This window comes from Desulfacinum infernum DSM 9756 (assembly GCF_900129305.1).
In the GTDB taxonomy this organism is placed as follows: domain Bacteria; phylum Desulfobacterota; class Syntrophobacteria; order Syntrophobacterales; family DSM-9756; genus Desulfacinum; species Desulfacinum infernum.
Genome location: NZ_FQVB01000021.1, coordinates 1 through 17998 on the forward strand (window position 1 = coordinate 1; position 17998 = coordinate 17998).

The 17998-nt window shown below is 63.3% G+C and carries 18 protein-coding genes; 1 reads left to right on the forward strand and 17 read right to left on the reverse strand.

Translation table 11 applies throughout. The features are described from left to right. Window positions 1-595: 595 nt before the first annotated feature. The 4 genes from BUB04_RS11145 to hpt form a co-directional block, all read right to left on the reverse strand. Window positions 596-880 carry an HU family DNA-binding protein gene (locus BUB04_RS11145; protein WP_073039495.1) on the reverse strand — a complete coding sequence of 95 codons (285 nt, stop codon included), beginning with the start codon at window positions 878-880 and terminating at the stop codon, window positions 596-598. A gap of 33 nt (window positions 881-913) precedes the next feature. Beyond that, a complete protein-coding gene (gene serS / locus BUB04_RS11150; RefSeq protein ID WP_073039497.1) occupies window positions 914-2197 on the reverse strand; it encodes a serine--tRNA ligase in 1284 nt (427 codons plus the stop codon). Window positions 2198-2356: 159 nt separating this feature from the next. Further along, the gene (locus tag BUB04_RS11155; RefSeq protein ID WP_073039499.1) at window positions 2357-3139 is read right to left on the reverse strand and encodes a zinc-ribbon domain-containing protein; all 783 of its coding nucleotides are present in this window, start codon (window positions 3137-3139) and stop codon (window positions 2357-2359) included. 17 nt (window positions 3140-3156) lie between these two features. Beyond that, window positions 3157-3702 (reverse strand): hypoxanthine phosphoribosyltransferase, encoded by a 546-nt coding sequence (hpt, locus tag BUB04_RS11160; protein WP_073039501.1) that lies wholly within the window; start codon window positions 3700-3702, stop codon window positions 3157-3159. A gap of 227 nt (window positions 3703-3929) precedes the next feature. Between hpt and BUB04_RS11165 the strand changes: the two genes are divergently transcribed. Beyond that, window positions 3930-4148: a NifU family protein gene (locus BUB04_RS11165; protein WP_073039503.1), complete on the forward strand. Its 219-nt coding sequence runs from the start codon at window positions 3930-3932 to the stop codon at window positions 4146-4148. Between the two features lie 18 nt (window positions 4149-4166). Here BUB04_RS11165 and BUB04_RS11170 read toward each other — a convergent pair whose 3' ends face one another. The 13 genes from BUB04_RS11170 to BUB04_RS11230 all read right to left on the reverse strand — a co-directional run bounded on the left by BUB04_RS11170 (window position 4167) and on the right by BUB04_RS11230 (window position 17957). After that, window positions 4167-4634 carry a 23S rRNA (pseudouridine(1915)-N(3))-methyltransferase RlmH gene (locus BUB04_RS11170; protein ID WP_073039505.1) on the reverse strand — a complete coding sequence of 156 codons (468 nt, stop codon included), beginning with the start codon at window positions 4632-4634 and terminating at the stop codon, window positions 4167-4169. A gap of 356 nt (window positions 4635-4990) precedes the next feature. After that, window positions 4991-5752, reverse strand: coding sequence for a TlyA family RNA methyltransferase (locus BUB04_RS11175; protein WP_073039507.1), 762 nt, complete (start codon window positions 5750-5752; stop codon window positions 4991-4993). After that, a complete protein-coding gene (dxs, locus tag BUB04_RS11180; protein WP_084076416.1) occupies window positions 5724-7700 on the reverse strand; it encodes a 1-deoxy-D-xylulose-5-phosphate synthase in 1977 nt (658 codons plus the stop codon). The genes BUB04_RS11175 and dxs overlap by 29 nt, the downstream gene beginning before the upstream one ends. 26 nt (window positions 7701-7726) lie before the next feature. Continuing rightward, complete coding sequence (locus BUB04_RS11185; protein ID WP_073039509.1) at window positions 7727-8662, reverse strand: polyprenyl synthetase family protein; 936 nt, start codon at window positions 8660-8662, stop codon at window positions 7727-7729. 117 nt (window positions 8663-8779) lie between these two features. After that, on the reverse strand, window positions 8780-9028 hold the full coding sequence (xseB, locus tag BUB04_RS11190) for an exodeoxyribonuclease VII small subunit (protein WP_245795175.1): 249 nt from the start codon (window positions 9026-9028) through the stop codon (window positions 8780-8782). Between the two features lie 184 nt (window positions 9029-9212). Continuing rightward, a complete protein-coding gene (xseA, locus tag BUB04_RS11195; protein WP_073039513.1) occupies window positions 9213-10595 on the reverse strand; it encodes an exodeoxyribonuclease VII large subunit in 1383 nt (460 codons plus the stop codon). Window positions 10596-10932: 337 nt separating this feature from the next. Then, window positions 10933-12000, reverse strand: a complete 1068-nt coding sequence (locus BUB04_RS11200; protein WP_218588435.1) for an ABC transporter permease — start codon at window positions 11998-12000, stop codon at window positions 10933-10935. Window positions 12001-12029: 29 nt separating this feature from the next. Then, window positions 12030-13028, reverse strand: coding sequence for an ABC transporter permease (locus BUB04_RS11205; protein WP_073039514.1), 999 nt, complete (start codon window positions 13026-13028; stop codon window positions 12030-12032). A gap of 17 nt (window positions 13029-13045) precedes the next feature. Continuing rightward, on the reverse strand, window positions 13046-14743 hold the full coding sequence (locus tag BUB04_RS11210) for a peptide-binding protein (RefSeq protein WP_178371972.1): 1698 nt from the start codon (window positions 14741-14743) through the stop codon (window positions 13046-13048). 148 nt (window positions 14744-14891) lie between these two features. Then, complete coding sequence (locus BUB04_RS11215) at window positions 14892-15524, reverse strand: YqaA family protein (protein WP_084076418.1); 633 nt, start codon at window positions 15522-15524, stop codon at window positions 14892-14894. A gap of 135 nt (window positions 15525-15659) precedes the next feature. Then, window positions 15660-16481 (reverse strand): undecaprenyl-diphosphate phosphatase, encoded by an 822-nt coding sequence (locus BUB04_RS11220; protein ID WP_073039515.1) that lies wholly within the window; start codon window positions 16479-16481, stop codon window positions 15660-15662. 180 nt (window positions 16482-16661) lie between these two features. Then, the gene (locus BUB04_RS11225; protein ID WP_073039516.1) at window positions 16662-16904 is read right to left on the reverse strand and encodes a hypothetical protein; all 243 of its coding nucleotides are present in this window, start codon (window positions 16902-16904) and stop codon (window positions 16662-16664) included. Window positions 16905-17135: 231 nt separating this feature from the next. Further along, on the reverse strand, window positions 17136-17957 hold the full coding sequence (locus BUB04_RS11230; protein ID WP_073039518.1) for an SAM hydrolase/SAM-dependent halogenase family protein: 822 nt from the start codon (window positions 17955-17957) through the stop codon (window positions 17136-17138). Window positions 17958-17998 lie beyond the last annotated feature (41 nt).

A 17998-nucleotide genomic window follows, 5' to 3' on the forward strand; every position in this document is an offset into this window, starting at 1 on the left:
CACCTCCGAGCCGGAACCGGTTCACGTGAAAATTTACAATGCTCTCGGGCTGCCGGTACGGCCATTAAGGAGGCTGACCGTCATCGAATGAAAAATTTGTAGTGTAGAATTTGAAAGCACTCTACAACAAAATCAGTAACTTACACACAAAAGTGACAAACTTGGGCTAAAGGGCTGCGCTACGAAAATGGCGGTCATCTCCGGCGTTTTCAGACAGCCTGCTTGGAGCTTGTCCGACAACGGCAAATTTGCCTCGTTCAACGCCCATTCGTCATCCCCGCGGAAGCGGGGAACCAGAAGTTCCAGTAGGTTATAGACTCCCGCTTGCGCGGGAGTGACGGTTGGCGGAGTTCTCGGACAGCCTCCTGGGGGCCACTTCTCACAGGGGGGTGAAGAAACCGAATGGATGCGCCGGGTTCGAGGCCGGGGTGGATTTTGATGCGCGAAAGGGTCAGCGGCGGGCGACCGGGCCGGCGCAAGAGATCCGGGAGGCGGGTGGGGGGATAAGCCGGCGGAGGGAGTTATCCAAAGGGAACGGGCCCACGGCGGTTTGCGCCGGTGGGCCCGTTCCCTTTTTGGGCTGATTGTGGGGGGCTCAGCGGGCGCCGCTGTCCACGCGTTCCTTGAGCTCCTTGCCCACCTTGAAGAAGGGCAGGCGCTTGGGCTTCACTTCGATGAGCTCGCCGGTCTTGGGGTTTCGACCCTTGTAGCCCTCGTAGTCCTTCACCTTGAAGCTGCCGAAGCCGCGGATTTCCACCCGATCCCCCTGGATCAGGGCCTTTTCCATGCTTTCAAACGCCACGTTCACGGCGAGTTCCGCCGCCTTGAGGGTGATGCCTTCCGCCTTGGCCAAGGCTTCGATGAGCTGGCTTTTGGTCATCGCGTTTGCTCCTTGTCTTCCGTTGAACGGTCTTTACGACGTGCGGGGAACGATCCTTTCCATCCCGCGCATGTACGGTCTCAGCACCGGGGGAACGATCACGCTGCCGTCCGCCTGCTGGTAGTTTTCCAGGATGGCCACCAGGGTCCGGCCCACGGCCAGACCGGAACCGTTGAGGGTGTGGACCAGTTCCGTCTTCTTCTTGCCCTTGCGCCGGAAGCGGATGTTGGCCCGCCGGGCCTGGAAGTCCTCGAAGTTGCTGCAGGACGAGATCTCCCGGTACGCGTTCTGGCCCGGCAGCCACACCTCGATGTCGTAGGTCTTGGCGGACGAAAAGCCCAGGTCCCCCGTACACAAGGTGACCACGCGGTAGTGGAGCCCCAGTTCCTGCAGGATCGTTTCGGCGTTCCCGAGCAGGGTTTCCAGTTCGTCGTAGGACGTTTCCGGCTTCACGAACTTGACCAGTTCCACCTTGTTGAACTGGTGCTGGCGGATGAGACCCCGGGTGTCCTTGCCGTAGGATCCGGCTTCCGAGCGGAAACAGGGGGTGTAGGCGGTGTAGTAGCGGGGCAGATCGTCCTCTTCCAGGACCTCGCCCATGTGGATGTTGGTCACGGGAACCTCGGCCGTGGGCACCAGGAAGTAGTCCCAGCCCTCCAGCTTGAAGAGATCCTGCTCGAACTTGGGCAGCTGGCCCGTTCCGGTCATGGCCGTGCGGTTCACCATGAAGGGCGGAAGCACCTCCGTGTAGCCGTGCCGGGTCGTGTGCACGTCCAGCATGAAGGAGATGAGGGCCCGTTCCAGGGCTGCTCCCGCCCCCCAGTAGAGGGCGAAGCGGGCGCCGGTGATCTTGGCGGCCCGTTCGAAGTCCAGGATGCCCAGCTCTTCGCCGATGTCCCAGTGGGCCTTGGGCTCGAAGTCGAAGGAAGGAGCCTCCCCCCAGGTCTTCACCACGGGATTGGCGCTTTCGTCGGCTCCCACCGGGACCGATTCGTGGGGCATGTTGGGAATGAGCATCAGGAACTCACGGAAGCGCTCTTCGATGGCCCCCAGTTCCTGGTCCAGGTCCTTGATGCGCTGGGAAACCTCGCGCATCTCTTCGATGAGGGCCCCGGCGTCCTTCTTTTCCCGCTTCAGGCGGGCGATCTCCTCGGACGCCTGGTTCCTGCGGTGTTTGAGCTCCTCCACTTCCGCCAGGATCTTCCGCCGCTTGGCGTCCAGCTCCAGGAAGGGCTCCATGTCCATGGCCATGTGCCGGTCCTGGAGCATCCGGGCGACGCGATCCACGTTGTCGCGCACGAACTTGAGATCCAGCATGACGGTCTTCCTTTAGCGCTTCTCAGAACCTGTTTGCATGGGGTTCGGATCGGGTTTCCATAAATGTATCAAGACGTTGATTAACTTTCCGTTTACTCCCGGAGCGACGGCTTGTCAAATCCTTTAGGAACCTCGATGGGTTGGCTCCTTCGTGCTGCCTTATTGATCCACCTGGGCGCTCACCACCTCCACGCTGTAGTCCTTGAGCAGGTCCAGGTCGGGAAGGTTGTGGAACACGATCATGAAGGGCACCTTGCCCATGGAGGGGATGTGCACGTTGGTCAGGTCCTTGCCTTCCCGGTTCATCATGGCGTTCTGGACGTCGGCCATGTCCATCTGCATCAGTTCTTCCTTGGAAAGGACGTTGCCGCAATAGGCCCGCTGCACGAGAGCCGGCTGGCTGTCCCCGGTGTAGAGTTTTCCTTCCAGGAGCACGAAGCTCACGGGGCGGCTCTCCTCATTAACCACCTTGCCTTCCACCACGAAGATCTGGCCCACCGAGGCGTTTTCCAGGAAGTAGGCCTGGAGGTTCTCTTCGATGCTCACCTGGGGAACGGCCGCAGGGGCCGGGGCGGGTGGGGCGGCTTCTTCCGGCGGGGCCGCCTTCCAAAAGCCGGTGGAATGGAGGTAATAGGCTGCAGCGGCCAGGGCGATAGCGAGCAACAGGAGCCCCAGCAGCAGGCGGCGGGCGCCTCTCTTCTTGGGGGTCGCCTGGGGGCGGAGCGGCTTCGGCGCGGGCTGTTCGTACGCGAGGGTCTCCTCCTGGTCCGCTTCCCGCCCCGATGGGGCCGCATCAGCGGGCACAGGCGCCTCGGACAAGTCGTCTTTTTTGACAACGAAGGTGTGACCGCACCGGGAGCAACGAACCTTGGCGCTGTCCTTGTGGATACGACTCGGATCCAACCGATACTTGGTTCCACATAACTCGCAACTGACGATCATGGCCGACCCCGTCGCTTTCAGGAGGTGGAAGCCTCCTCCACGAATTCCACTTCATAGATGCCCTGGAGTTCCCTGTAGCGTTCGGCGAAATCCAGGCCGTAGCCCACCACGAAGCCGCCCGGAATCCGGATGCCCGCATAATGGACCGGGACTTCCACCTCGCGGCGTTCGTACTTGTCGATCAGGGTGCACACCTTGAGCGACCGGGGCTTTCGCTCCTGAAGATGCCGGAGGAGCCAGGAAAGGGTGATGCCGGAGTCCACGATGTCTTCCACCACGATCACGTCCTTTCCTTCGATGCAGCACTCCACGTCCTTTTTCAACACCACGCGGCCGCTGCTTTGGGTGGCGTTGCCGTAGCTTGCGACGCGTATAAAGTCCACTTCCGCGGGAATGCTGAGATGGCGGACCAGGTCCGCCATGAAGATGAAGGCCCCTTTCAGTACGCCCACCAGGACCACTTCCCGGCCTTGGTACTCGTCGCTGATCTGCTGTGCCAGCTCCCGGACCTTCTGCTGGATCTCGTCGTAGGAGATTTTGGGTACCAGCCTGTGTGGTTTCATCCGCTTCCTTTCTCACGGGGCCGCTCGGCGGCTTATTTCGGAGCAAAAACGGAATCAACTTAACGGAAACGGGTGCAAAGGTCAATCGACTCCTTCGGTTAACTCTTCAAAACCATTCACAATAAGCAAAGCCCCCCGGAACGGGGGGCCGCTTTGGTCTTTGCATCGGCGCCCGATCGGGATTATATGAACTCGGCAGGGCCCAAAAAGAAAAAAGGAGAAGAACGATGAGAGATCAGGTGGAAAAGGCGCTGGCGAAGATTCGCCCCATGTTGGAACGGGATGGCGGGAGCGTGGAACTGGTGGATATCGAGGGGTCCGTGGTGAAGGTGCGCCTGACCGGGGCGTGCCACGGGTGTCCCATGAGCCAGATGACGCTGAAGGCGGGCATCGAGCGGATCATCCGCCAGGAAGTGCCGTCGGTGACCGAGGTGGTGGCGGTGTAGGCGGGTCGTGAGATTCGTTTACTTGTGATACGGCTCGCCCCGGAGGATGGTGAAGGCTCGGTAGAGTTGTTCCGCCACCACGAGGCGGGCCAGATCGTGAGGCAGGGTCATCTTGGAAAGGGCCAGGATGTGGTTCGCCTTCTGACGAACCTCTTCGGAAAGCCCCAGGGGACCTCCCACGACCATCCAGAGATCCCGCGCCGATTCCTGGATTCGGCCCAGGAGGGCCGCGAACGACGGGGAATCCATTTGGCGGCCCCTCTCGTCCCAGGCGATGAGCACGTCCTGCGGGGCCGGGAGCTTGAGGATCCTTTGGCCCTCTGTAACCTTTACGCTTTCCTCGTCCGCCCTTTTTCCGATCTTTTCAGGCTTCACCACGTGCACCTCAACCGATGCGTAATGCCGCAGCCGGTCCAGGTACCGCTGGATGCCCGCTTCCATTTCCGGGAAGACGGTCTTTCCCACGAAGATCAGGTGAATTTTCATGCTCTCGGCTGTTTCCCGGGAGTCTCTCTAAAAATGTTTCTCTGTCCGAATCGACTTATTCGCGTCTATTCGCGTTCATTCGCGGTTCTCTGGCAGGTCCTGAAGGGCGGGCGTAAAGCCCTCCCCTACAAAAAGGCACGGACCCCTTGGGTAGGGGCGGGGTTTATCCCCGCCCGCTGATCATTGTCGCCTCATCGGGCTACGGTGGCCTGTCCCCGCAGGGGTGAAGCCCGCGGCTATGAAGAAACCCTCGTCGCGGAAGGTTGCAACGGCGGAGGATGGCATTCGCCGTCCGGAGCACGAATCGTAGGGGCGAATGATCATTCGCCCTTACATCCCGTGTTTCTTGAACACCTTCAATCCTGCGACGAACCGGGGCTGCGGTGCCGGGCGGCCAGGAGGAACTCCCGGTTTCCCTTGGGGCCCAGGATGGGAGACGGGACGACCCCCAGCACCTCCAGTCCCAGGCCTTGGGCCGTCTCCACCACCGCCTGGCACACAGTCCGGTGCACGGCGGGATCCTTCACCACGCCGCCCTTTCCCACCTTGTCCCGGCCCGCCTCGAACTGGGGCTTGACGAGGGCCACCAGGCGGGCGCCCGGGGCCAGGAAGTCCACAACGCGTGGAAGGACCAGCTTGAGGGAGATGAAGGAGGTGTCCACGGTGGCGACCTGGATGGGGTCGGGGATCTTGCTTCGCTCCAGGTATCGGATGTTTTGGCGCTCCAAGACCACGACCCGCGGGTCCTGGCGAAGTGTCCAGGCGAGCTGCCCGTAGCCCACGTCCACGGCGTACACCTTGGCGGCGCCCCGCTGGAGCAGGCAGTCGGTGAAGCCTCCCGTGGAGGCGCCCACGTCCATGGCGGTGAGCCCCCTCACATCGAGCCCGAAATGGTCCAGGGCGTGCTCTAGCTTGAGGCCCCCGCGGCTCACGTAGGGGATGTCCTGCCCCCGCAGTTCCAGGTGGGCGTCCACGGCCACCTGGTGACCGGCCTTGGTGACGGGGCGGCCGTCCACCAGGACCCGGCCCGCCATGATGAGGGCCTGGGCCCGGTCGCGGCTTGCCGCCAGGCCTCTTTCCACCAGCAGCTTATCCAATCGCACGGATGGGGGCGCCATGGGGACGGGTGAGAGCGGTCCGGACGGTTCGGGCGATGCTTTCGGCGTCCAGTCCCACGTCTTTTCTTAGGATGTCCCGTTTGCCGTGCTGGACGAAGGCGTCCGGGATTCCGATCCTCACCGCCCGGCGCGGCAGGCGGCCTTCATCGGCCAGACATTCCAGGACGGCGCTCCCGAAGCCTCCCTGCAGGGCGTTTTCCTCGATGGTGACCAGAAGGCCGGTGCGTTCCACCCAGTCCAGGATGAGGTCCTTGTCCAGCGGCTTGACGAAGCGGGCATTGATCACCGCCACGCGGAGGCCCTCTTCTTCCAGCAGTTCGGCGGCGCGGCAGGCCGCGGCCACCGGATGGCCGATGGCCACCAGGACGGCGTCGTCACCTTCCCGGAGGAGCTCCCCACGGCCCACGGGCAGGGCGCGGGGCGGCTCGTCCAGGGGCACGCCCTGTCCCCGGCCCCTGGGGTAGCGGACGGCCACGGGGCCCTTGTGGTGCAGGGCCGTCTTCAGCATGTGGCGCAGTTCGTTTTCGTCCTTGGGGGCCATGACCGTCATGTTGGGAATGTGCCTCAGGTAGGACAGGTCGAACACCCCGTGGTGGGTGGGGCCGTCTTCGCCCACCAGGCCGCCCCGGTCCATGGCGAAGACCACGGGAAGATTCTGGAGGCACACGTCGTGGACGATCTGGTCGTAGGCCCGCTGCAGGAAGGTGGAATAGACCGCCACCACGGGCCGGTAGCCTTCCGCAGCCAGGCCCGCCGCAAAGGTGACGGCGTGCTGTTCGGCGATGCCCACGTCGAAAAACCGCGTGGGGTAGAGTTCCGAAAAGCGAACGAGCCCCGTACCCTGGGGCATGGCGGCCGTGATGGCCACGATCCTGGGATCCTTTTCCGCCAGTTCCACCAGGCATCGGCCGAAGACGGACGTGTAGGACGGCGGAGCCTCCTTTGGCCCGCTGCTCTTGCCCGTGCGCACATCGAAGCAGCCCACGCCGTGGAAGCTGGCCGGATCGCATTCCGCCGGCTCGTAGCCCTTGCCCTTCACGGTGCCCACGTGGATGAGGACCGGGCCTCGGATGTTCTTGGCCGTCTCGAAGGTTTCGATCAGCCGGTCCAGGCGGTGGCCCTTGATGGGGCCGATGTAGTGGAACCGAAGGGCCTGGAAGAGCATGCCGGGCGTGAAGAAGGCCAGGAAGGAATCCTCACTCTTCTTGAGAATCTGCAGGATGTTGTTGCCCACGCCCGGGATGGCCCGAAGGGTGCTTTCCAGTTCCTTCTTGAGGCTCATCACGGTGCGGCTGGAAAGCTTTCGGCTCAGAAGCGACGAGAAGGCCCCCACGTTGGGAGAGATGGACATTTCGTTGTCGTTCAGGACCACGATCAGGTCCTTGCCCAGGTCGCCGGCGTGGTTCAGGGCCTCGAAGGCCATGCCGCCCGTGAGGCTGCCGTCGCCGATCACGGCCACGATCCGGCTGGAGCAGCCCTTGAGGTGCTTGGCGGCGCTCATGCCCAGGGCGGCGGAGATGGACGTGCTGGCATGTCCCGCCCCGAACGCGTCGTGGCGGCTCTCTTCGCGCTTGGGAAAGCCGCTGATCCCGCCATATTGGCGCAGGGTGCGGAAGCGGTCGCGCCGTCCCGTGACCAGCTTGTGGGTGTAGCACTGATGGCCCACGTCCCAGATGATGCGGTCGTTGGGGCTGTCGAAGGCGTAGTGCAGGGCCAGGGTGAGTTCCACCACGCCCAGGTTGGGGGCCAGGTGGCCGCCGGTGCAGGCCACGGTTTCGATGATGGTCCTTCGGATTTCCGCCGCCAGGCGTTCCAGTTCCCTCAGGGAAAGCCGTTTCAGGTCCTGAGGCGAATCGATGGCGGAAAGGAGCGAGGGGGCCGGCTCCTTTCCTTCGATCTTCTTTTCTTCCTGCCGGGTCAACGGTTGCCTTCTTTCATTGCGGTTCATGGTTTTCTTGGATGAAGCCGTTCCAATCAAGCCTTTCGTTCCAGGAGGTAGCGGGCGATGGCCCGCAGAGGATCCGCCTTCCCACCGAAGGCGCCGAGAGCCTCCACTGCCCGTTCCACGTGGTTTTGGGCCATCTCGCGGGACCGGGCCAGGCCCAGCAGCGCCGGGTAGGTCTTCTTGTTCTTCGCCTGGTCCGATCCGGCGGGTTTTCCCATGACCTGGGGATCTCCCTCGATGTCCAGAAGGTCGTCGGTGATCTGGAAGGCCAGTCCCAGGTGGCGTCCGTAGCGGACGAGGTCCTGGATCTGGCCGTCCGTTCCGCCGCCCAGGACGGCTCCCATCTCCAGCGATGCGCTGATGAGGGCTCCCGTCTTGTGGATGTGCATGTATTCCACCGTGGCCAGGTCCACCTCCCGGGTTTCCGATTCCAGGTCGATGACCTGGCCGGCGATCATGCCTCGGCCGCCGGAAGCCCGGGCCAGGATGGCCAGGGCCCGGAGGCGCCTTTCGGGGGGGACGGCGGCGTTGGGTTCCAGGGCGTCGTCGGCCAGCACCCCGAAGGCCTCCGTGAGGAGCAAATCTCCCGCCAGAATGGCCACGGCCTCTCCGTAGACCTTGTGGTTGGTGGGCCGTCCCCGCCTCAGGTCGTCATCGTCCATGGCGGGAAGATCGTCGTGGATGAGCGAATAGGTGTGGACCATCTCCAGGGCGCAGGCCGCCGTGAGGGCCTCGTTGCCGGATCCCCCCACCACTTCCGCGGCCGTGAGGCACAGGATGGGCCGAAGCCTTTTTCCGCCGGCGAAAAGGCTGTAGCGGGCGGCTTCCACCACCGTCTTTTCCAGCCCGTCGGACGCCGGGAAGAAGCGTTCCAGGGCGGCGTCCACCCGCTGACGGTATTCCGCCAGAAACGCCTTGAGATCGAATGATGAGTGACGCGTGATGGGTGACGAGTGCCGATTCATGACGACCTTCGAATATCCGTGATGTTATCGGGGCGGCCCGAGTGCGTGGGTTTGTATCACGATTGGTTGCCGGCTTTCCAGTACGAAATCGACCCCAAAGGGAGCCGCTGCCGGCCTTCATTCATCCTGGGTATCGAGGGGTTTGGTGTGCCAGCTGCCGTCTTCCGCCTGAACCAGGGTCTGAACCTTCTTTTCCGCCTCCTCCAGCTTTTCGTGGCAGAACCGGACCAGTTCCACCCCTTCTCCGAAGGCCTTCATGGCATCTTCCAGGGGCAGATCCCCCTTTTCCAGCTTTTCCACGATCTCTTCCAACCGCTTCATGGCGTCTTCGAATTTTTCGATCTTCTTCTTCTTGCGTGCCGTCAATCGTGTCACCTCCCTGTCCGTCTTTTCGCAGGCTTCATCGGGGAACCAAACTGCGGATCTTCAAGTATTTGGTGCGAGACAGGCCCCTCCACCGTCCATGCACGTGGGCCGTAGGGGCGAATAATCATTCGCCCCTACAGTTCCCTGTTTCTGATCTCCCCCATATCCCTTAATCCTCTAATCCTTAATCCTTCAATCCTTCCTCCCTCGTTTCCACCACCTCGGCGGTCACCTCCCCCCGGGCCAGCAGGATCCGGAGCGTATCGCCCGGGTGGACCCGGGACGCGTCGGTGATCACCGTCTTTTCCGGCAGCTTGCAGGTGATGGAGTAGCCCCGTTTCAGCACGGCCAGGGGGCTCAGGGACTCCAGCTGTGCAGCCGCCTTCTGGAGGTGCAGGCGCCTTTCCCGAAGGTCGCGCTGGTGGAGCTGAAGGAGTTGCCGGCTCAGGGTTTCCAAGCGCAGGCGGAGTTCAGCGATCCGCCTGGCCGGATGGAGACGCTCCAGGTCTTGTCGGGCGTGGTCCATGCGGATTCGGCAGAGATGCAGCCGGTTTCCCATAGCCCGGGTGAGCCGTTCCAGCCGGTCGTCCACGGCCAGGCGCCAGTCGATGAGGCGCCTTCGGGGGTCTCTCAGGCGGGCTTCCAGCCGGCGCACATGGTTCCGGCGGCTTTCCACCAGGGAAAGGAGCGCGGCGCGCATGCGCTGGATGCGGTCGGTCAGGTGCCGTTCCAGATCTTCCAGGCGGCTCACCACCCACTGGGCGCCGGCGGTGGGGGTGGGAGCGCGCCAATCGGCCACCAGGTCGGAGATGGTGAGATCGATTTCGTGGCCCACGGCGGAGATGACCGGGACGGCGCAGTCGGCGATGGCCCGGGCCACGGCTTCTTCATTGAACGGCCAAAGATCCTCCAGGCTCCCGCCTCCCCGGCCCACGATCACCACGTCCCAGGCGAAGTCGTGCCGAAGGTCGTTCACCGTCCGGAGAGCCCGGGCGATCTCGGGGGCGGCTTCCGCTCCCTGGACCCGGACCGGAAGCAGGGTGACGGTGAGCGGGAAGGGGCAGCGCTGAAACACCTTCAGGATGTCCCGGATGGCCGCGCCGGTGGCGGAGGTGATCACGGCCACCCGCTGGGGCCGGACGGGCAGGGGGAGCTTTCGCTCGGCGTCGAAGAGGCCTTCCTTGTAGAGTTTTTCCTTGAGCTGCTCGAAGGCCTTCTGGAGCGCGCCCAGGCCTTCCGGTTCCAGGATGTCCGCAATGATCTGGTAGTCGCCGCGGGGCTCATAGACGGTGAGGCGCCCCTGGCAGAGCACCGCCATGCCGTCTTCCGGGCGGAATTTCAGGCGGCCGAACTGGCTCCGGAACATGACCGCCCGGATCTGACTCCGTTCGTCCTTCAGTGTGAAGTAGGCATGGCCGGAAGCCGGGATCCGGAGGTTGGAGATTTCCCCCCGGACCCACACGTAAGGAAACTGGGCTTCCAGCAGGCCCTTGATCCGGGCGTTCAGCTGGCTCACCGTCAAGACGGCGGGGGATGTGAGAGGATCAAACGGTGCGGTGACGGGCATGGTCGTGGCGTCCTGATCTCGTGTTCAAAAACAGTTCTTTCATGTCCCTACCCTTATAGCAGACAGACTGCCGTTGGAACATGGCGGTGTCCGGATCACCCTTTGGGGATCGCGGACATCCGCTCTCGGGCAATCCCCCCCGACCCCCCTTTGAAAAAGGGGGGAGAAGGATCCTGCGGCCCGCATTCTTTCGGCGGCACCGCCTCCAGCCACGCCCCCAACCGCTCACCCCTCACCCCTAACTCCTAACCCCTAACTCCTAACCCCTGACGCCTAACCCCTGACGCCTAACGCCTCCCGCCTGACGCCTTACGACTCACGCCTCGCGGATCACGATCTACTCAAACAGCTTTGGATCCATGGCGTCCCGGAGCCCTTCGCCCACCAGGTTGTAGGCGGTGATGCTCAGGAAGATGGCCAGGCCGGGAAAGGTGGTGAGCCACCACGCGAATTCGATGTAGTCCCGGCTCTGGCTCAGGATGTCGCCCCAGCTGGGCGTGGGGGGCGGCACGCCGAACCCGAGGAAGCTCAGGCCCGATTCCGTGAGGATGGCGCCCGCGATGCCGAAGACGGCGGAAACCAGTACCGGGGCCATGGCGTTGGGCAGCATGTGCAGGAAGATGATCCGCAGATGGCCGGCTCCCAGCGCGGCCGTGGCCTGGATGAAGTCCAGGTTCTTCAGCTTGAAGAATTCGGCTCGAACGAACCGGGCCACGCCGGTCCAGCCCGTGAGGCCGATCACCACCATGATGTTGTAGATGCTGGGCGGCAGAAAGGCGATGATGGCGATGATGAGAAAGAAGGTGGGGATGGTGAGCAGAATCTCGATGAGCCGGCTGATCACCGCGTCCACCCAGCCTCCGAAGTATCCGGCCAGGCCTCCCAGGAAGATGCCGATCACCACGGCGATGCCCACGGCCACGAACCCCACGGAAAGGGAGATGCGGGCACCGTGGATCATGCGGCTCAGCACGTCCCGGCCCCGGTCGTCCGTTCCGAACCAGTGGGAGCGGCTGGGGGGAGACAGGTTTTCCAGCAGGTCGTATTCCGTGGGGGAATAAGGAACGGGCGGCCAGAGGGCCCAGGAGCCGGGGCCGTCCGGGTTCGGCTGCCACAGGAAAACGCCCGGGTCCCGAAGGTCTTTCCACGATCCTTGGGGGGGCTTGGCCGTAGGATCGAAGACGGGGAAGACCAGGGATCCCCCCACGGATGCGGCGATGGGCCGGTCGTTGGCCAAAAGGGGCGCCAGCACGGCCACGGCGATGAGAAAGGCCGTGACCCACAGGCCCGCCACGGCCAGGCGCTTCTTTCGGAAATGGCGCCACACGGTCTTCCAGTAGGTGGAAGACGCCGTTTCCTGGAAGCGGTCGTTCATGGGCTGATCGTGGGGATGGGCGTGTGTCACGGATCCGGTCGCTCCCTGATCGGCGGTGTCTAATCCAGCTGGATCCGGGGATCCAGAACGGCGTACAGAAGGTCCGACAGCAACAGGCCCACCAGGGTGAGCAGGGCCGAAAGCGTCGTGATGGCCATGATCACCGGGTAGTCCCGGGAGAGCACCGCTTCGAAGCCCAGCTGGCCCATGCCGGGGATGGAAAAGATGCTTTCGATGATGACGCTTCCGCCGAACATGGCCGGCAGCAGAAAGGCGAGAAGCGTGATGATGGGAAGCAGGGCGTTTCGGAAGGCATGCTTGAAGATCACCACCCGCTCGCTCAGTCCCTTGGCCCGGGCCGTGCGCACGTAGTCTTCCCGGATCACTTCCAGCAGTTCCGCGCGGGTGAGTCGGGAAAGGTAGGCGAGGCCCCCGTAGGTGAGGCACGTCACCGGAAGGGCCAGGTGCCAGAGTCGGTCCAGGAGCTGCTGCCACCACGGCCAGGTTTCCGCCCCCACGGAAGCGATCCCGTAGACCGGAAAGACGTCCCAGAAGTCCCCTCCGCCGAAGAGCATGATCAAGAGCACCGCCACCCAGAAGTTGGGCAGGGAATAGAGGAAGAAAAAGAGCAGGGTCAGGGCCTTGTCCGTCAGGGTCTCCGGGTGGGTGGCCGAATAGATCCCGAAGGGAATGGCGATGAGATAGACGAGGAAGATGGAGATCACGTTGATCTGGATGGTGATGGGAAGGCGTTCGGCGATCTTGTCCCACACCTTGCGGTGGTCCTTGAAGGAAGTGCCGAAGTCGAAGGTGAAGACCCGTTTCACCCACAGCAGGTACTGGACCGGCAGGGGCTTGTCCAGGCCGTAGAGTTTTTTGGTCTGCTCGATCACCTGCTTGGCGTAGGCCGTGTCGGCCATCTCGCCCTGGGACGCCATCTGGAGCTTCAGCACCGCGGGATTTCCCGGAGCCAGCTGGATGATGCAGAAGGTGATGAAGGTGATGCCCAGCAGCGTGGGAACGATCTGCAGGAGTCTCTTCAAGAGATAGGCGCGCATGGGGCTTTCCCCTCTTCCTATTGCCGGGCGGTTCCGTACCTTTGCCGTTCGAGCGGGACCCACCATTCCCGGGGTTCCAGCCCCATGGGATAGACCTTCACGTTTTCAAAACGGCGATCCACGGCCACCAGGGCCTCGGTGGTGAAAAGGAAGGTGTAGGGCTGTTCCTCGTGGATGATCTCGTGGAAGCGGTGGTAGAGGGCCCGGCGCTTTTCCGGGTCGAACTCGCGGCGCGCCTCTTCGATGATCCGGTCCGCCTCCTCGTTTCGGAACCCCACGAAGTTGGATCCCTTGTCCGCCTGGGACGAATGCCAGATCTGGTAGGGATCCGACTCCCAGCTGAGGCTCCAGCCCAGGGTGCAGGCGTCGAAGTCGTGGGACTGGATCTTCTGGATGAAGACGGCCCATTCCAGCTTGCGGATGCTCATGCGGATGCCCACCTCCTTCAGGTTCTGCTGCAGGATGGTGGCCAGCTGCTCGGCGAACATGGACCCGGCGGAGATGAGAAATTCGAAGGAAAAGGGCGTCCCGTCCTTGTCCAGGACGCCGTCCCCGTCGTGGTCCTCCCAGCCGGCTTCCTTGAGAAGCGCCACGGCCCGGGCGGGGTCGTAGGGGTACGGCCGGACGGCTTTATTGTAGTCGGGGCTGTTGACGTAGAAGTTTCCGGTCACCACCGTTCCCAGCCCGAAGAGGAGCCGTTCCAGGATGGTCTGGCGGTCCAGGAGCATGGTCATGGCCCGGCGGACCCGGCGGTCGCTGAAGAGGGGTTTTCGCAGGTTCCAGCCGATGTAGCTGTAGCTCGGCAGATAATACTTGAGTTTCCGAAACCGTTCCTGGAAGCGCTTGCTTTGGGTCTGTTTGACCCACTGGATGGGGCGAAGGCCCATGAGGTCCAGGCCGCCCTTCTTGAGTACCTGCAGGGCCACGGTGTTGTCCGTGATGATCTTGAAGACGATGCGATCCAGGTGCGGCCTTTCGCCCCAGTACGATTCGTTCCGCTCCAGCACGATCTCCTTTCCCGTCTCCCAGCGCACGAACCGGTAGGGGCCCGTTCCCACCGGGCTTCGGCCGATGGGGTGCTGGTTGAAGTCCCGGCCGTCTTGGAAGAGGTGGGCCGGGACGATGGGGATGCCGCCGCAGAATTCCAGGGCGCGAAAGTAAGGGATGCGGTAGTGGTAGCGGAGGGTGTAGTCGTCCAGGACTTCCAGCTTTTCGATGTCCCGGTAGTAGTTTCGAAGGTGGGCGGCGTCCACCGCGGGGTCGTTGATGCGCTGGAAGGAAAAGAGCACGTCCCGGGCGGTGAAGGGCGTGCCGTCCTGCCAGCGGATGTTTTTCTTCAGGTGGAAGGTGTAGGTGAGGTGATCGTCGGAGATTTCCCACGATTCGGCCAGCACCGGCACCAGTTCCAGGGTTTCGGGGTCGCGCCGGAGGAGCGATTCGTAGATGTAGTCGTTGATGCGCGACGCGTAGGCGTCCGTGGCGGTGATGGGATTCAGGGTGGCCGGTTCGGCGCTCAGGTGCACGATGAGCCAGTCTCCGTCGGCCGGCCGGGACGTTCCGGAAGCGGGCGCGGTGGCGGGCGTCTGGCACCAGGCCCGGGGGGCGGATCCGATGAGAACCGCCGCCAGGAGCACCGCCGCCGCAAGAGCGGCCCGGTGTTTGGCAAGATGCCCGTTCGTGCGCTTCCTGTTGCTCTTTTCCGTTCTCGTCCGCATGCCACCTCCGCCGGGTCCATGGGCGTCCGTTCGCGGTTTTTCCGAGCAAAGCATGACACGCCCCTTTGAAGGCCGCTCAACGGCAGGGGCGAACGGTCCTTCGCCCCTCTTTCAAGACCTTCCGAATAGACGGCCGTGCCGGGTCCTGTCAAGGCTCCGGCTTGCGGGCGGCGGTCCCCTGGCGGGTATCGCCGCCCTGGCGGCGGCTCCACCAGTGCACGGCGGCGAAGCCTCCCACCAGGAGGACGGCGAAGAGGACGGACAGCAGGTTCAGGTATTTCTTGACGAAATCGCCGATGGGTTCGCCGAAGAAGAAAAAGAGCCCCGCCACCAGAAAGAAGCGGCCGCCGCGGCCCAGAGCGGACGCCAGCAGGAAGCGCTTGAAGTCGAGCAGAAAGGTCCCTGCACTGACGGTGAAGACCTTGTAGGGGATGGGGGTGAAGCCGGCGATTCCCACGGCCCAGACATCGTAGCGCTTGTAGTAGCGCTCGACGGCCTGGATCTTTTCCTCGCTCACGAACCGCTCCAGAAGCGGCCTGCCGCCGTAGCGGCCGATCCCGTACCCGAAGGCGCCGCCCAGCACCGAGGCTGCGGTGCATACCAGGGCGTACCACACCGACTGGGCCGGGTTGATGAGACACAGGGTGATGAGGAGCACGTCCGGAGGGATGGGAAAGAAGCTGGATTCCGCGAAGGCCAGGACGGCCAGGGCCGTGGTGGCGTGAGGGGTATGGGCCCAGGCGATCACCCAGGCCACCATGTCGTGGAGTGCGTTGGTCATGGCCGGCGTCAGCCTCCGTCTTGGTAGTCGCGGGAACAGGATAGCCCCGAAGGGGGCGTCTCATGCCGGGGCGGCGTCTCGGCGCCCCGGCATGAAAAGGTTCGCCTCTGCGGTGAATTTTCCTTGGATTTGCGCTCACATCACCCACACCCGCACGAGGCACAGCACCCCGAGCGCCCAGCAGTAGGGAGCGAACACGTAAAACCGGCCCCGCTTCACCACCTTCAGCAGTACGCGAAGGGCCCCGTAGCCCGTGACGGCGGCGACGAAGGTCCCCGCGGCGATGGGGCCGATTTCCGACGCGGGAAGGACCTTGAGATCCAAAAATTCCAAAAGAGTCGCCCCCATCACGGCCGGAACGAAGAGCAGAAAGGAAAAACGTCCCGCCCATTCGCGCCGGAAGCCGAGAAAGAGCGCCACGGCGATGGTGGTCCCGGACCGGGAGATGCCCGGGGTGATGGCAAACCCCTGGGCGACGCCCACCAGCACCGCTTCCCACCAGCGGATTTGAAGCGCGTCACGGCCGGGGCGGTCGGAAACACGGCGGGTGAGCCAGAGCACGGTGCCGGTCAGCAGCAGAGCGACGCCCACGGAGATCAGGGATCCGAAGAGCTGTTCCACCAAGTCCCTGAAGGCAAAGCCCATGAAGGCGGTGGGGAGGGTCCCCAGGGCCACGAGCCAGAAGATCCGCACCGACGGGTCCGGCGAGGGATTGAGCGCCTTCCGGGGAGATCGGAGCCACAAGAAACCGCCCATTACGAGTTGGACGATGTCTTTTCGGAAGACGACGGCCACGGCCAGAAAGGTTCCCACGTGAAGGCAGACGTCGAAAAAAAGGTGGGGTTCCTGCCAGCCCAGAAGATGCTGGCCGATGACCAGGTGGCCCGAACTGCTCACGGGGAGGAATTCGGTGATTCCCTGCAGCGCCCCGAGCGCCACGGCGGAAAGCGTGTCCATCCACAATCCTTCGATTGGTCAGCTATTCGGCGTGAAGTGAAAAGGCGATTCCGCTTCTACCGTTCCGGGCTTCTATCACAAGGGATCGGCTTCAACAAGGATCCACCGCTCGGCGCACGCAAAAAGCCCCTCGCACCGGTGGCGGGCGGAGGGGCCGGGCTCGCTCGAGTCGGAGTAGGATTACAAGCGGTTGATATCGATGTTCCGGATGAATTCCTTGACGGCGTCCATGCTCCGATCGATCTTTTCTCGGAGCTTCCGGTCGTGCACATCGTTTTCCGCATTGGCCGTAGCGTCCTTTTCCACGGGAGTCGTGTTCGGCGCGGTCGGATCCAGAACGTCATGAGCCTGAAGCCCCTCCTTGCCGATGTCGCTTCCCTTGAGGAAATCGAGCTGCAGATCCAAAACCTTATTCTTCTCCATGGCAACCTCCTTGGCGAGTCATCGTTCGTTCCATGAGTATGTTAAGCACGGCGGGGGGCGTCGTAAAGATGGTAAGGAAGTGGCAGGAATCGGAAGTCTCCCGCCGAGTCCGTGCTCCGCTCACTTCACAAATCGGCAGAACGTGCCGGCTTCTTGAACGATTCCTGTCCGAGCTTCTAGGAGGTTGCCGGAAAACGCTGGGGGTGACCGATTTTGTCGTAGCGCAGCCCTTTAGGGCTGCGGAATCGGGGGCCGAGGAAATGCCTCGCGGGCCTGGACCACCCGAACCTCTTGTCCCGCACGGGCCTTGTAAAAATCCGCGGCGCTTCCCTGGTTGACGGCGATCTCCAGATGATCGGAACTTCCCATGAGCGCCAGCGGATGCCCCGGCGGCAGCTCCCCGTAGGTGGACGCAAAGACGGGAATTCGTTGATCTTCCAGGAAGACCTGAAAGGCCTTTTCCCCGGCGAACTCCGCCAGGTGGCTTTGCCGGATGTTGGTCACGATGTTTCCGAAACGGTCGAATCCCAGGACTTCTCCCCGGATGGCGTCGGGGGTGACCTGGGGGCGAACCCACTCGGCCGTCATGGGCTGCACGGGGCGCCCCAGGGACTCGAAGGGCGTTCCGGATGCCAGGTGGGCGGCGGTCGGAGCGAAGATGTCCCGGCCGTGAAAGGTGGAACTGATCTTCCGACGGAAAAAGGCCGGGTTTTCCAGAAGGCGGGTCTCGGCGGTGTTTTCCATCTCCAGCACGAAAGAAAAGAGGCCGTTGTCCGGTCCCACGAAGAGGTGGCGGGGGGTGCGAACGGCCACGGCGCGACGGTCCGTTCCCACGCCCGGGTCCACCACCGCCACGTGGACGGTGCCGGAAGGAAAGTCGGCGTAGCAGCTCTTGAGCACGTAAGCGCCCCAGCGGACGTCCTGGGGCGGAATGAGGTGCGTGATGTCCACGATGCGCGCTTCCGGAACGATCCCCAGCAGGACGCCCTTCATGGCGGCCACGTAGCCGTCCTGCAGGCCGAAGTCCGTCAAAAGCGTGATGACGGGTGCCATGCCGTTTCGATCACCCTTTCCTTCTTTGTTTCTCTGTGCCT